Origin of the sequence: Marinimicrobium sp. UBA4509, assembly GCF_002388575.1 — a bacterium.
In the GTDB taxonomy this organism is placed as follows: domain Bacteria; phylum Pseudomonadota; class Gammaproteobacteria; order Pseudomonadales; family Cellvibrionaceae; genus Marinimicrobium; species Marinimicrobium koreense.
Window position 1 is genome coordinate 10,107 of the sequence record NZ_DGMV01000040.1, and the last position, 16,009, is coordinate 26,115.

Consider the following 16,009-nt stretch of genomic DNA (forward strand, 5'->3'; position numbering starts at 1 on the left):
TAGCGCAGCGTAACCCGACGACCTTCATCCGCCATCTCCTGCGCTTTCAGACTCAACTCGGCGGCCTTGAACACATGCGCCTGACTCATGGCATTCTCGGTCCGGTGCAGACAATCCAGAATCAGCTGACCAAAATACGGGAAACTCGACTGCCCCAGACAGTCAATCTCCCGCTCACCCCGAGCATTGGTCAAAAACACCTTTGATGCCGGCGCCTGCCTTGCCACGTCATTGTATTTACGACACTCAATATTCCCTTCGGTACCGAGAATAAAGGTCCGGCCATCGCCCCAGGTCGCTTGTCCATCGCTGGTAAACCAATCAACCCGGGTATAGAAGGACGCACCGTTATCCCCCGTCATGGACATCTCACCGAAATCTTCCAGCTCGGGCTTGTCGGCATTATTCAGATTACAGGCCCGCGCAAAATTGATGCTTGCCTCGGTCACCCCAGCATAAGTCAAAAACTGCTCCACCTGGTGTGAACCGATATCGGTCAGAATGCCACCATACTGATTCTTATCAAAAAACCAGTCGGGGCGGGTCGCCTTGGACAATCGATGGGGCGCCAGATTGATGACCTGAAGCACCCGACCAATTGCCCCTTCGGCAATCAGTTCTCCCGCCGCCCAGGCCGCTTCATTGTGTAACCGCTCGGCGTAGTACACGGCATACTTGCGCTCCGTTTGCGCCACCACCTGCTTGACCCGATCGAGCTGCTCCAGGGTGGTGAACGGCGCCTTGTCGGTAAAGTAATCCTTTCCGGCCTGCATCACCTGAACGCCAATGTCCGCTCGCACGTTGGGGATCGCTGCGGATGCCACCAATAGCGTCTTGTCATCGGCCAGCATCTGATCAAAGCTCTCAGCCACCTTGGCTTGGGGATACTTTTCGCAGAAGGCAGCCAGCTTTTTGGGATCCGGATCGTACACATAGCGAAGCGTTCCGCCGGCCTGCAACAGGCCATTGGTCTGCCCATAAATATGACCGTGATCCAGCCAGGCGACCGAAAAGCCGAATTCCTCTGGCGCAACGACTTTTTCCGATTTACCCAGCGGCGCGTAATTGGCGCCGTCTTTTATATTGACTGAAGTAGAGTCATTCATGTTCTAAACCAATTGAACCCAGGTTGAATAAGCCACGCTGGCCATTACAGTCACAATACATAACACCATTGCCAGATTAAACAACACTCTGTTTAATCCGGTTGGCATGGCGTCACCCAGGTAACTGGGTCTATTGTGCAAAATTGCCCAGCCGATATACGCAATGGGTAGCAACAACCCACATATCGCCGACGTAGGCAACACCACGTAGGGGCCCATGGTTGACCAGACAAATACGCCCAATACTGCAGGGGTAGGTGATAGCAAAGCTAACTTATACTTCAAGCTCCCCTCCGGCCAATTGAACATGGCTGCCGCGGCAGAGCCGCAACACAGCATGTGCATAACCAGGGAACCGACCGCCATGCCCAATATCCCAAAAGCAAAGATCAGGCGACTGGTCACTTCATCCAACCCCGCGGACATAAACATCTTGCCCGCAACCGCAGGGCTCAGTTTGCCTTGAATATCCATATCAGAATTGAAAAAAGCCCCTGCCGCCGCAATGGAAATCAAGCTGGTGACCAGAACGTAAGGCAACACCAGACCAAAGCCGATATCGTACCGTGAGAGCTCGACGTGCGCCGGCGTCCACTTTTTATACAGAAGTGTATAACCATAGATAAACGTCATATTAATACCCACCGCGCTTCCAAGCGCCGCCATCATTATAGTGACGCCCTCTGCATCCTGAGGCAGTGAAGTGGGAATATAACCAGCCATCACAGCTCCCCAATCGACCTTGCCATTCAAGCTCGCACTGATAACCACCCAAGCAAAGGCAAAAATTACCGACCCACTCAGTAGTTTGATACCGGTCTCGAATATCTTGATCGCATTGGCCTTACCCGACCTATTTCCGCCTGATTCTCCGGCCTGTTCACCATATTTCCATGCGGTGTATGCGCAGCCTGCCCAGACCAGAATCGCCAGAGCCAACAGATACATATCACGTCCAACCGTGTTCCCCTCATCCACGGACCAGCCTGTGGAGACCACGACAATCTCTTCAATCATACCGGCACTGAGCGGATAGTGAGCGAACCCCCAGATAATACTGGAAGCAAATGCTGCGATCGCCCAAAGCCATGCCAACGGGGCGTTGACATACTTTTTCATTGCTTCAAACGGTTTTATTTGTGTATGCAAGGTTTGATGCGATAGCGCAAATAACATCACGCAGCCAATGATCATTGATACCGGCTGGACCCATAGAAACTCGTACCCAAACAAAGCACCAATGGTCAGGGAGGTAACGGCACTCCCGCCCCCAAGAGTCATGGCGCCCTGCAACCATCCTGGACCGCTCAGTATCAGATAGGTTGGAACCCGGGCGTACCAGGGCTTAACGGAAATGCGGCTTAAGGTTGCCAGCTCATTATTAGCGGAATCACTCATACTGGATCCTGGATTTCATTGAATAGTCTGTAGGATAAAAGGCAATCGATGTTCGCTCAGCGATACGAGGCTGACATATTGACCTTGGCCTTTCTATTCGACTTTTTACGAAGCGATGACGAAGCAATCCTGTCCTCCAGCGCCCCTTGATAAGTCTGTCGATCAAGCGGTAGCTTTACCGGTCTCTTAAGCCATGTTGATAACAACATGGCGTTGGCCATATCCAAGGACGCCAGGCCCTGCTCCGCAGGAGTTAGAAGTGTCTCACCCTTTCGGATGGCATCCACAAAGTTGGTCATTATCAGGGCGTGCTGATTCACTTTGCCACCCGTGCTGACAATCTCGGAGTGGCTCTCAGGCATACCGAACATATCGTCTGTCTGTCTGTTGAACTCTGATGTACTCTGCTGGTTTCGGACCAAGGTAACCTGACCCGAATCAAAGTGTAAGCTGCCCCTGTCGCCAATCACATCGAAACGATTGACGCCTGGAGCCTCACCGGTAGAACCGACAAACAGTCCTGTGGCGCCATTGGGGTAGCGCAGATACGCCGTCACTTCATCTTCAACTTCGATCTGATGATACTTACCGAACTCACAGAACCCATGAATCTCATTGGGAAGACCACAGATCCACTGAAATACATCCAGATTGTGAATGCACTGGTTGAGCAGTACACCACCGCCCTCGCCCTTCCAGGTGGCGCGCCAGTCACTGACCTCAAAATAGATCTCAGGCCTGAACCAGTTGGTCATGGTCCAATGGGTCCTTTGGATCGGCCCCAAAACGCCACTCTCCACAATTTCCTTCATTTTGCTGAAGGTGGGATCGGTCCGCTGATTCAGCATCAACGCAAACACGGTGTTCTCGTCGGCGTACTGAAGAAGCGTTTCACCTTCAAACGAAGACAGACCGATCGGCTTCTCCAGCATCACATGAAGCTTCCGCTCCAGGGCGTACTTGGCCATGGAGAAGTGCTGCATGGTGGGCGAGGCAATGATCAACGCATCCACCAACCCCGAATCGCACAGCGCGCGGTAATCAGAGAAGTGCTGAACCCCAAGCTCATCCGAAAGCTCGGAGCCACTGCGAGAACAGATGGCCCCAATTTCACAACCCTGCACCTCTCCATCGACGATATTCTGAATGTGTTGCCGGGCAATATTGCCCAGGCCAACAATGCCGACACGAACCGCAGGCGAGTTATTCTCTACTGAGCCGTCAGAAGGCCCCTGGTTAGGTGTTTCCATGACTATCGACCCAAATCACTGGCTGTATACGGTTGATTCTGTGCTGCGCTTTGCTCTCGAACCTCTCTGACCTCATCGGCACTGACAGCACCTGCCGCATTACCCCAATTATTTCGGATGTACGTGGCGATATCAGCATGATCCTGATCACTAAAGCTGTCATTATCGGCCAGTCCGGGCATAACGAGAGGAAATTCATATTCAACATCATTGACCTTGATCGGACCACGCAAGCCGTGCAGCAGAACTCTAATCAGTACTTCTGATTCACCGGTGACCCAATCACTATTAGCCAGAGGCGGCGCCATACCCTCCTGACCTTTCCCATGCTGGCCATGGCAACCCGCACAGGCTGCACGGCCTTCATACATCTCCTGGCCCCTCATATACTGGATCTGTTCCCTGGTCACGAGATAATCTACGTTACTTTCAACAATCTGTTGGTTTCCCACCAGATTCAGGAGACTGCTCAGCTTCTCATTAATGTCATCTCCTAAGTAGGACTCCAGCTCTTGCTCTCGACCCGCAATTCCACTGACCACAGCCTCGTTGATCAATGGCCGATCGCCATACTCATTCAACACCGACGTCAACAGCTCCATCGTGTTGTCAATTTTCAGCTCTCCAGCACTCAATGCCAATTGCAGCGCAATCTCATAGTCGCTGGTCGACAATCTGACAAGATTCTGCGCAAATTCCTGCTGTTCATTCTCAGAAAGGCGTGTCAGCAACTCAATGGCAGAAACCTTTACTTTAGCGTGCGGCGAATTCAATCCGGCTCGGATGCTTTCCCGGTTGACAGCATTCAGCCCCTCCAAGGTCCAAAGCGCATTGATCTGAGCTCGATGGTCGTCGCTTGTTTCCACAAGCCGAGTAATTTCTTCCGCGACACTTCTGTCATTACGTTGGACAATCAGACGTCTGGCGGTATCCCGGTGCCAACCATTCGCATGAGCCAAGTGTGGCACCAGCTGTGAACTGGTTTTATTGAGCAACTGAGGCTTGTCCAGTAACTCGTTCTCAGCCCAACGCAACCGGTATATCCTGCCCATATTGTTGTTATTTTCGTCCAGGTCACGAGCTTCAGACTGTTCCCGCAAATAGGTAGTCAGAAACTCCTTATGCTGAATTACGCCATGGTACATATCGACTATGTATAAGGTTCCGTCAGGTGCTGTATAAAGATTTACCGGCCGAAAACGCTCGTCAGTAGATGCCAGTATCTCACTTTGCGGATAGAGCTCCTCGCCGCTCAGCTCGCCCTGTCCCTCAACGATACGCCTGGCGGAGATCAGGTTGGCTGCAGGCTCAGGAACGAAAGCCACACCGTAATACTCATCAGGAAGCTGATTGCCCCGATAAACCACACTGCCGCTAGAGGCGGTAAAGTTGACCAGTTTGCCCTTGTCGGGCCCTTCGGAAACCAGTGTCTCCGGCAAATAGGCTCGATTCACACCGGGATTGATTCGCACGGGGTATACCCGCTTGTCGCCGATGCTATGGGCTTTTATCTCCTGAACCAGTCCGGGGTTACGGTTTAGCGAATTAGGACGTAAAAATTCCCCCTGCACAGGTACACTATTCCAGTTATGGAAAAGTCGGCCATAATCGTCCATGCTGATGCCCCACTGTCCACGGGATTCCGTTTTGGAGAGCGCCATCTTCCAGTACTGATTGCGATAGATCTCTTCAGATCCTGAAGGCAATTCCTCATCCAGTGGGAGGACTTTGTAGCGACGATCACTTTTGGCGTTGTAGTACCAGTTGTCCAGAGCGTAGAGCATCCCATTGGGCTTATGCTCTACACTGCCACCCCGAGCGTAATCCGGATCAACCACTTCGCGAACACCCAGCTCATCCCCCGCCTTGACTTCGGCGAAGTACAGTTGGGTCTGATCGGAATACAGAATGCCACCTTTTACCAATGCTATGGTTCGGGGCAGGATAATATCGTCAAGAAATACCGTTCGATTATCCACCTTCCCGTCGCCATCGGTATCATCCAGAATGGCAATGCTTCCAACGGGAATTTCTTCATTATTGCCATCCAGATCCGGCATGAACGTGGTCATTTCCGCAACCCACATACGCCCGTCACCGTCAAAGCTCAAGGCCACTGGATTGAAGACATAGGGCTCGGCAGTGACGCTCTCCAACTCAAAGCCCGGTTGTATCTGCATGGACTCCAAGGCTTCTGTAACCGTCAGAACCGGTGCGGGCGGAATATCCTCCGCGGCAATGGGCGGCGTCATGTCGTGACCTTCGCGATCACCCAGGTTTGTTGTCGTCGCCTCGGTTTCCGATGTCTCGGAACCCGGCTGAGAATCGTCCTCTAACACCGCATACGAACAACCTACGATCGACAGGCCAACCAGGGTATGAGCCAATACGGCTACACTATTCTTCTTGAAATTTTTATCTGTCCGCACAACCTACTCCAACTCAGTAATAGTGACATTTCGAAAACGTACAATATTGTTGGTACGGCCGGTCTCTTTCAATAATTGACTGCCATGATGCTGCAAGCCGATAAAACCTTCACTGTCCTTGGTGTCTCGAACATGGGTGGTCAGAACGCCATTGACATATATTTTAATATCACTTCCCCGGCACTCGATTCGGTACTTGTTCCACTCGAGATGGCGGTAGGCGTTGGCCATTTCATCGGTCCAACCGGGCAGATAGCTTTCTTTAAAATCTTCATCGGGTTCAGAGCGGGTGGCGTGCACCGGGTGCAGCCACTGGCGACGAGCCTGGTCATAAAGCCCGCCACTCCACTTCCGATCACTCGGATCAACTTCGGCCTGATAGCCCATTGCCTCGCGCTTATCTCCGGTCGTTTTTACCTGGCCTCTGAACATTATGCCCGAGTTGCTGTATTCGTTGACGTCGGGCATGATCACTTCCGCCGTCAGAATAAAATCTTGGTAGCGTTTTTTGGTCGTCAAGAACCAGTTACCGGTTGAGCGAAGTATCAACTCGCCGTTTTCGACTCGAGCGTCACCATAATCATAAATATTCTCAAAATGACTCAGGGAGTCATCGATTAGGTTAGTTGAACCTGGCTCGGCTTTCTGTTGCGTCGAACAGCCAGCAATCGAGATTGTTGCAAGAAAGATAATTATTAATTTTTTCATGACTAAGCCGTCCATATTTAGGAGAACTTTAGATATCCAATGAGCGGATTCGGACACCACAAAGCGGTAAGGCCACCTTACCGCTTTACCTGACTGCTTGCAATATACAATATGGTAACTTTACGTTTCCCCACAAAGCACTTCTGCGGCGCTGAAGCTTAAAGCAAAAAACCGAGGCCTGAATGACAAGCCCCGGATAAAGTGTGCACATCCCTGTTAATCCGACTGGCTTCCACACTGGGCAGCTACCCCAAGTGAGAGAGAGAGAACACGAGTAGCCGCCAGATTCCTAGAAATTGAGCTTGAGCTTCACCCCCGCATAACGCTGTGCGGCACGGGGCACCTGGTGGGTCAGCACGCTTTCCCCGCCAAATAGCCCTTGCGACTGTCCGGCTCCGCTCACATAGGACTCATCGGTCACATTGTTGACAAACAGGGTCAGTTTGTAGGCATCGTCCTTATCGCGAATGCCGACATTCAGATTAAATATGCCGTAAGCATCCTGATAGGTCGTCGGGTCATTTAGCAGACTGAATCGAACCTCATCCTGCCACTGATAAGAACCGTTGATGAAGCCATCAAAAGGCAGGTCTTCAAAGCGCCAATCATAATTCGCTCCGAGAGTTACTTTGAGATCCGGCGAGTTATTAAGCTCGGTGCCACTCAAATCCTGCTTATCATCAGCACAGCCCTGGGCTTCTGTCTGTAGGTCATAACAATCCGCCCCAGTGAACTCTTCGATCTCCGCATCGATCAAGGCGATACCCATATCCACTTGAAGATTTTCAGTCAAAAGTGCAGTGGCGTCGATCTCAAGCCCGGACGTCTGTAAATCACCCACGTTATTCAGCTTAAATTCAATCGTCTGAGTATCCGGGTCGGTGACCGTACTTTGCGCCTGAAACCCCTCATAAGAGGTTGAGAACAAAGTGGTATTCAGCTGAAGCCGACGGTTCAGGAAGGTACCTTTCATACCAAGCTCGAATGAGTCAGAGGTCTCTGCACCTACCGGAGAATCAGCAGAGCTCTCCGAGAAGGAACTGGTAATGTCATAACCCTCACCTTTATGACCCTGACTGTAGCTACCAAAGAACATCAGATCACCCGCAGTGAAGTATTGGAGGGACAATTTCCCCAAAACCACATCATCTGTAGATGTGCCAGTTATAGGGTCATCTCCCGGCCTCAGGAAACTCACACCAATATCTTCTTGATGGTAGCGCAGACCACCAATCACGGTCAGACTGTTGTTGATCGAATACTTACCCTGAGCAAACACTGCTGCAATCTCGTTGTCCGCTTCGGCGCTCCAGTCAGCAACGAACACGGGGCCTCGCTGGAACCACCGGGCATTATCCTTTTTCTCAAAGTACAGTCCCGCCACGTAGTCGAACTTATCGTATGCGGGAGATGTCAATCGAAATTCTTGCGTCAGAAGATCTGTCTCATAACCAGATGATTGATTCAGCTCAAAGGTCTGAGTCGCATCAATATCTTGAAAAAACGTATACTCCCACTTCCGAAGCCCGGTGATGGACGCCAGAGCGTGTTCACCCAGATCGTATTCGGCCTTCAGCGTGGTTGACCAGTCGTCGGAGGTATTTCGCGGCTCGGCATCTATTCGAACCTGGTCGTTCTCTCTTGAAGGTGTAATACCTTCCAGCCATACCGCTGGAGGGTCGTCATTAATATTGCGAGCGTCGGGCGACACATAGTTGAAGGGCGACGCACAGCAGTTATCTTCCGATTCATTGATATCCGCAATTAGCGTTAGCGTAAGGTCCGCGCTCGCATCCCAGCGGAACTTTGAACGGAGGCCTTTGCTTTCCTTGCCATTAATGGTGTTTCCGGTATGCAGATTTTCAACATGGCCTTCATAATCTGAATGATAGCCACTGACCCGGACACCCAGAGTGTCGGTTAACATTCCAGACGCCGAGCCCAGAACTCGAACCTCTTCATCGTCAGTCGCGCTCAACTCGATCGTTGCTTCCGGGTACTCTGACGGCTCTTTGGTCGTAATATTGATCACACCAGCAGACGCGCTCTTTCCGAACAGAGTGCTCTGCGGCCCGCGCAGCACTTCTATTCGTTCAACGTCCACAAGATTCGAAAAAGCCTGAGCACTCGCGGCGACGGGGACATCGTCGATAATCACCGCGACACTGGGCTCAATGCTCATGCCGAATGCAAAAGTACCAATACCCCGCAGTGCGATCGGGCTGTTGTTCGCCTGATCACCCTGCGTAATGGTCAATGACGGCGATACTTTGGTCAGGTCGTTAAAATCGTTAACGCCCATATTCTCCAGACTTTCGCTATCGATGGCCGATACCGCTACGGGAATGTCCTGGGCGCTCTCCTCCCGCTTCTGGGCGGTGACAAGCACTTCTTCAAGCTGCGGTTGGGCCTGGACTGCGCTGGGAAAACCAATACCCGCACTCAACAGACCAACTGCGATGCTGAGTCGCTTTTTTGACAGGATGTTTACGCTCATAACTAACGCCTCATTTATTTAATATTTGAGCGTCAGTGGGAACTTCGCTGATGCCAACGCCGCTACAGCTCTTGTGGACAACCGCTTTATCCAAAGCGCCACAAACTACCCGCTGCAACATCCTAACGGCGCCCCAAAGACGCCTCTTGGCTGATTGAAGTCTCTCCTACCCCTTTTGTGGTCGAGCGACGAGGACAGAATTACCGACCCTCATGCTGACTGCGTGTTTGCGCATGCTCGCCAAGGCCATACGGCCAAGTGGTAAGGCCACCTTAACCCTGCGAACTTCCGGAGTCAAGCAGTTGCTTGTACTTTTTTGAACAAAAAATGAACGTTAGCGCAAATTCAGAGTATGGATAGACCGAGGGGGTCTCAGGAAAGAGCCCTAGGTGCACTGGCACGTTGAGGAGTGCACCTTTATTAAGGGCTTATGGGATCAGTCGTCTTCGTCTACAGAAACAATGGTGCCAGCGCCGTCATCCAATAGCGCCCAATCCCGCTCCAACGCCCTTGAGATATGGGCTCTCATGGCATTCTTTGCGGCAACTGGGTCCCGGTTTTTCAACGCATTAAAGATTCGGCGATGCTCATTCACAGAAGGGTGCACCCCCTCCTCACGCACCCTCTTGTGAAACAGGGTGCTGATCTCGGACTCATTCCTGAGCTGCCAATACCACCTCACGGTGGCCGCCAGCGCACTGTTTTGGGAGGCTTCGGCGATGATACAGTGAAAGCGCTCATCGGCACGCTCCGTCACACTCCCCTCAACCCCTTCGTTTTCCATTTCCCGCAAGGCAAGCTCCAGGTCCATTAGTTGCTTTTGGGTAATCCGGGCCGCCGCCAGCGCCACCGTCTCGGTCTCCACGCAACGACGGGCTTCAAGGATCTCAAACGGTCCCGGCCCTTCATCCCGAACCTCCAGTTCCTGGGGCGAGCGCTGCTTGACCACGTAGATCCCACGCCCGGTCCGGATCTCCACCAGTCCGGCAATTTCCAGGGCAATCATGGCCTCACGAATAGTGGGCCGACTGACATCAAATTTAACCGCCAGGTCCCGCTCGGACGGAAGTCGTCCGCCCGGTTTGATTTTTCCGGCTTTGATCTGCGACTCGATTTGACCGGCGACCTCGAGGTAAAGTCGACGGACTTTGACTGCCTGTATTTCCATTGGCGCTGCTCTATTGCGTTGGTTAACATATCTGGTGGTCAGGCCAACAATAATCGCATCAGTCTGCTCTCGAGTCAATCCGTCCCTGGGTACGTCCAACTCCCTTACCAGTTATACATGGTGCCATCTTCCAGACGGTTGACGGGCAAGTAGGCCGGACTGTATGGATATTTTGCGGCCAGCTTTTCATCAATATCTACACCATGTCCGGGGGCACTTCCTGCGTATAAGTAGCCTTTATCGAAGCGGTAGTCGTGCGGAAACACCTCGTCCGTCTGTTCGGTATGGCGCATATACTCCTGGATGCCAAAGTTTGGCACCCAGGTATCAAAGTGCAGTGCGGCGCCCATACAGACGGGAGAAAGGTCTGTCGCGCCATGACTGCCCGTACGGACCTGATACAGATCCGCCAGATTCGCAATTCGCCGAAGGTGAGTGATACCACCAGCATGCACCACCGTGGTGCGAATATAGTCAATCAGCTGCTCGGTGATCAATTGTTGACAGTCAAAGATGGAGTTGAAGATTTCCCCCACCGCCAAGGGAGTTGTCGTATGCTGACGGATCAGGCGGAAGCTCTCCTGGTTTTCCGCGGGAACAGAGTCCTCCAACCAGAACAGGCGATAGGGCTCAAGATCCTTGCCCACGCGAGCGGCCTGAATCGGTGTCAGCCGGTGATGGGCATCGTGAAGCAAGTGGTGCTCGAAGCCGAATTTCTCCCTGAGCTTATCGAAAAGCTTAGGGACATGCTTCATATATTTCTCAGTGGACCAGACGTTTTCGGAGGGTAAATCCGAGTCGGCCGGCTCGTAGTACATTTTCTCTTTGGCGACCCCATAGGTGGAGGGAATTCCAGGAATACCGGACTGGGCACGAATGGCTTTGTAACCAAGATCAATATACTTGGCCACCTCATCCACCGTCTCCTCAATATCCACGCCATTCGCATGACCATAAACCATCACACCATCTCGTGACCGTCCGCCAAGCAACTCATAAAGCGGAAGTCCGGCAATTTTTCCTTTAATATCCCACAGCGCTGTATCGATACCGGCAATCGCGGTCATGGTAACCGGTCCACGACGCCAATAGGCACCTCGATACAGGTACTGCCAGATATCTTCAATCTGTTGAGGGTCTCGCCCTATCAGACAGGGAAACAGATGATCCTCCAGATAAGAAACCACCGACAGTTCACGTCCGTTAAGTGTCGCATCGCCAATCCCGTATACACCCTCATCAGTCTCGATCTTTACGGTCACGAAGTTTCGACCCGGACAGGTCACAATCACTTTACAGTTTACAATTTTCATAAAAATAACCACTTTAACAGGTATTACCGAATATCAGCCGGGCCAGCTTTTGGAAATGTACGTTGATACACTTTCAAAAATAGGCCAAAAAAGGGCGCACCAGAAGATATGAGTACGCCCGTCAAGGGAGATCAACTGTTACCTACAAATCACGCTGCTCGTGATAGAAGTTTTTAAGCACATCAAACGCCATTTTCTTTTCACCGGTTTCAGAAATCAGACCTTTGCGATTGTAAGTCTCATGGATTCCATTCAGCTCACGAAGGTGGGAACGAAAATCCGTCAGAATCCACGGGGACATGCCTTTAACCGCTTCACTTCGTTCCAGCATGTCCACTTGAGCCCGGTACACTCTGGCCTGATACTCCTCCGACCAGATGACGCCCTCTTCGGAATGGAATCCGGCTTTTGCGCCCGCCCCAAACTCAGAGATGATCATCGGCTTGCCAAAGACGTTATTGAATCGCATTTTTGGCATCAACTTGAACATAGTGTCTCGAATCAGTCCCTCATCTACCCCGAGCTCGGGGGCAAAAAAGGCGGAGTAATACCAGCCGAAATACTCGTTGTAACCAACAATATCAACCACTTCACCCAGCTGGTCTTTGATCATGACCGTAACCACATCATTTTTGTCGAAGTCGTCAGGCGCGGTCTTTTCAAACATTGCTCTCAGACGATCCTTCTCTGCCTCGGGAAGCTCTGAATCATGTATCAGCGAATACAAAAGATGGTTACCCACCTCTTCAAACTCCTTTGAAAAGTCACCGATCAGAGCCGAGGCGATCAGGCGATCACTGGCATCCAACGACCTCGCGGTTTCAGCGAGCCCCTTGAGGAAATCCAAACGCTCCTGGGACTGAGGAAAGGTCTCATTGGCGATAGACCACATGACGATGGAGGCTCGATTCAAATCCCGGGTAACATTGTCGCTAATCTGAGCTTGAGCAACCTGTTGCGTGTGTTCGTTATCCCAGTCAATCAAGGAGACAATGGGAATTTCACTCCATACCATCAAGCCGAGTTTATCGGCCATTCTGACAGTGTGCTCATTATGAGGATAATGGGCGAGACGTACAAAGTTACCACCCAGCTCTTTAATCAGCTTCATCTGCACTTCGGCATCTTCCGGCGAGTTGGCCATCCCCGCTCGCAGCGGTGTTTCTTCATGCATGCTGATGCCATAGAGCTTTACAGGTTTACCATTAAGTACGATGTTCTGACCCTCGGTTTCGATGGTTCTAAATCCTATCTGGTCCTTGATCTCACGCCCGTCATAGCTGATTTTCACGTCATATAGTTTCGGGTTTTCCGGGCTCCAGAGTTGAAGATCGGCCTGGGCGCTGAACTCAGCGCGTCCGTTCTTACCCACAGACACCGTCTGTTTGACACCCGCTTCGGGGATTTCTACCGTCACAGCCCCACGTTGAACGTTATCGGACAACTGAATCCAGCCCCTGATCTCCCCACTCTCCCGATCATCCAGGTATACGTGATACTGGCTGACATGCTTTTCAGGCAGCGTCAGCAGGTTTACATCGCGAGTAATGCCACCGTATTTCCAGAAATCAGAGGTGCGCATCGTCGGGATGGTACTGTCGTCCAGAAAAGCATCGACGCGAACGATAATCGTATTCTCTCCGTCTTTGATGTGGTCTGTCACATCAAAATTGAATGCGGTATAGCCGCCCTCATGTCGACCCACCAGCTCGTCATTGACGAACAGGTCAGTGACATAGTTGGCGCCACCAAAATGAACGAAGTACCTTTTTCCCTCTTCCTTATCAATCGGCACAATTTTGTGATAGAACATTTTTCCGCGGTAGCGATCCAGATCGACACGCTGGCTGTTCCAGTCACCGGGAACCTTAAGCTGGCTTCGATCATCAAACGAGGTTTCTTTGAGCTCCATGCCGGTGAGCTGGTCTCGGTTCAGGTCATTGATGTATCCACCGATTCTCCAGCCGATGCCCGCTTCATCCACTTTAATGTCCCACATGCCGTTGAGGGAGCGACGCTCGCGACCGTAGATATTGGTCAGCAATGGCGCGGGTTGCGGGTAAACGTCTGCATCAGGAAAAACCGAGAAAAACTCATTATCCGAGTCGTCTTCGCCTTCAGCCGCCCCTACGGAGGCCGCCACCACCCACAAGCAGCACAAGGCCGCTCGCAGTAGCTGTTTCTGTATCTCACCCATGGTTATAACCTCACCTGTTGATTCCGGCCCTACAGGTCGGAAACTGTTATTTTCGAAGATGGCCAAACCACCCGCTGCCTGGTGGCCTGACCACTTTACCATGATGATCAGGTGACTCCCAAAAGTCAACCAGTTTTTGAGGAAAAATGACCGAAGGAATGGAAGATATAAAAGGGATAGAGAGGGGCGCTCAGCCTTCCTGGCGCCCCATAGGTGACCAGTAGCTGTGCCGATGCATCAATAGATCAGGCCCAAACCAAACTCAAACCGCATGGCTCAAAGTTGCGCCCCACAAAAAAATAGTATTTATATCATCTATAAACATGTTGACGACACCCTTCCTGCTGGTATTATGGCCAAGTGGTAAGGCCACAAATCAGGCCACTGCGACGCCGACCCGTACGCCGACGTCTATAGACGACCCGTGAGAGAGCATTCACGGAGCTCGACAGTCTCGATATACCTAGTCACTCGGAGTCAATATGAAAATTGTTAATTGCAAGGTTATTGTAACCTGCCCTGGCCGTAACTTCGTTACCGTCAAAATCGAAACGGATGAAGGGGTTTACGGTGTAGGGGATGCGACCCTTAACGGTCGGGAGTTGGCCGTTGCCTCATACCTTGAGGATCATCTGTTTCCCTGCCTCATCGGCCGGGACCCCCAGGATATTGAGGACATCTGGCAATACATGTATCGCGGCGCTTACTGGCGCCGGGGTCCCGTTACCATGGCAGCTATCGGGGGTATAGACATCGCGCTTTGGGATATCAAAGGTAAAGTGGCAGGACTACCACTCTATCAACTCCTGGGCGGCCGTTCGCGCAATGGCGTTATGGTTTACGGACACGCCAACGGCGTCGATATTGAGGAAACCGTCGACGAAGTCGCCAAGTTCATCGACATGGGATATAAAGCGATCCGAGCTCAGTGTGGGGTTCCCGGCATCCCTTCCATTTATGGGGTGACCGAGGACAAGATGTTTTATGAGCCTGCCGATGTTGGCCTGCCTGACGAGCAGGTTTGGTCAACCGAAAAGTACCTGAACCATGTGCCCAAGCTGTTTGATAAGCTTCGGGAGAAGTTTGGCTTTGAGCATCATTTGTTGCACGACGCCCATCATCGCCTGACACCCATTGAGGCGGCCCGCTTGGGTAAAGACCTGGAACCCTACCGCCTGTTCTGGCTTGAAGACGCTGTACCGGCGGAAAATCAGGAAAACTTCCGGTTGATCCGCCAACACACGACAACCCCTCTTGCCGTCGGGGAGGTCTTCAACTCTATCTATGACTGTCAACAGCTGTTCTCTGAGCAGTTGATTGATTATATCCGGGCCACCGTCGTTCACGCTGGCGGCATCACCCATTTCCGCCGCATTGCCAACCTGGCCGATCTGTACAATGTGCGGACCGGTTGTCACGGCCCCACAGATCTATCCCCCATTTGCATGGGAGCGGCACTACATTTTGATACCTGGGTTCCCAACTTTGGCATTCAGGAGTATATGCGGCACACAGAGCAAACGAACGAAGTGTTCCCGCACGATTATCATTTTGAGGATGGTTACCTTCACGCCGGCTCCGCTCCGGGGCATGGCGTAGACATTGATGAGGAACTGGCCGCTCGCTACCCCTACAAACGCGCCTACCTGCCGGTAAATCGTCTTGAAGACGGCACGCTTTATAATTGGTAGTTACTTTGGATAAGGCTGGCTTACCAGGCCAGCCTTCCGATCCCTTTACAGCGAATCTTGGCTACATGAAAGGAGCTGTAGAGGTGGCATTACAAGCAAACAGGCTTTTGACTATGACAACCTCTTCAAACCTCCCGAAAGAGTCACGCACTCCTGTTTTGATCGTGGTAATGGGTGTGTCAGGATCTGGCAAGACAACTCTTGGAAGGGCGCTGGCGGGCCACCTGAATTGGCGCTTCCTGGACGCCGACG

At 51.9% G+C, this 16,009-nt stretch carries 11 protein-coding genes; 2 read left to right on the forward strand and 9 right to left on the reverse strand.

The features are described from left to right. The 9 genes from B3520_RS05945 to B3520_RS05985 all read right to left on the reverse strand — a co-directional run. Positions 1 to 1,106: Gfo/Idh/MocA family protein (locus tag B3520_RS05945; protein ID WP_286807396.1), on the reverse strand; the 1,106-nt coding region annotated here is incomplete at its 3' end. 3 nt (positions 1,107 to 1,109) lie between these two features. Then, a complete protein-coding gene (locus B3520_RS05950; protein ID WP_286807394.1) occupies positions 1,110 to 2,504 on the reverse strand; it encodes a divalent metal cation transporter in 1,395 nt (464 codons plus the stop codon). A 56-nt stretch (positions 2,505 to 2,560) separates the two neighbouring features. Next, on the reverse strand, positions 2,561 to 3,754 hold the full coding sequence (locus tag B3520_RS05955; RefSeq protein WP_286807393.1) for a Gfo/Idh/MocA family protein: 1,194 nt from the start codon (positions 3,752 to 3,754) through the stop codon (positions 2,561 to 2,563). A gap of 2 nt (positions 3,755 to 3,756) precedes the next feature. Beyond that, on the reverse strand, positions 3,757 to 6,183 hold the full coding sequence (locus B3520_RS05960) for a PVC-type heme-binding CxxCH protein (protein ID WP_286807392.1): 2,427 nt from the start codon (positions 6,181 to 6,183) through the stop codon (positions 3,757 to 3,759). A 3-nt stretch (positions 6,184 to 6,186) separates the two neighbouring features. Beyond that, positions 6,187 to 6,891 carry a 3-keto-disaccharide hydrolase gene (locus tag B3520_RS05965; RefSeq protein WP_286807391.1) on the reverse strand — a complete coding sequence of 235 codons (705 nt, stop codon included), beginning with the start codon at positions 6,889 to 6,891 and terminating at the stop codon, positions 6,187 to 6,189. A gap of 289 nt (positions 6,892 to 7,180) precedes the next feature. Further along, positions 7,181 to 9,388, reverse strand: coding sequence for a TonB-dependent receptor (locus B3520_RS05970; RefSeq protein ID WP_286807390.1), 2,208 nt, complete (start codon positions 9,386 to 9,388; stop codon positions 7,181 to 7,183). 436 nt (positions 9,389 to 9,824) lie between these two features. Continuing rightward, on the reverse strand, positions 9,825 to 10,556 hold the full coding sequence (locus B3520_RS05975; RefSeq protein ID WP_286807389.1) for a FadR/GntR family transcriptional regulator: 732 nt from the start codon (positions 10,554 to 10,556) through the stop codon (positions 9,825 to 9,827). Positions 10,557 to 10,660: 104 nt separating this feature from the next. Further along, complete coding sequence (gene manD / locus B3520_RS05980; RefSeq protein WP_286807388.1) at positions 10,661 to 11,869, reverse strand: D-mannonate dehydratase ManD; 1,209 nt, start codon at positions 11,867 to 11,869, stop codon at positions 10,661 to 10,663. A 142-nt stretch (positions 11,870 to 12,011) separates the two neighbouring features. Continuing rightward, positions 12,012 to 14,066: a glycoside hydrolase family 2 protein gene (locus B3520_RS05985; RefSeq protein WP_286807387.1), complete on the reverse strand. Its 2,055-nt coding sequence runs from the start codon at positions 14,064 to 14,066 to the stop codon at positions 12,012 to 12,014. Positions 14,067 to 14,548: 482 nt separating this feature from the next. Between B3520_RS05985 and manD (B3520_RS05990) the strand changes: the two genes are divergently transcribed. Beyond that, complete coding sequence (manD, locus tag B3520_RS05990; protein WP_265366807.1) at positions 14,549 to 15,757, forward strand: D-mannonate dehydratase ManD; 1,209 nt, start codon at positions 14,549 to 14,551, stop codon at positions 15,755 to 15,757. Between the two features lie 170 nt (positions 15,758 to 15,927). Then, on the forward strand, positions 15,928 to 16,009 hold an 82-nt coding region (locus B3520_RS05995), incomplete at its 3' end, for a shikimate kinase (RefSeq protein WP_286875647.1).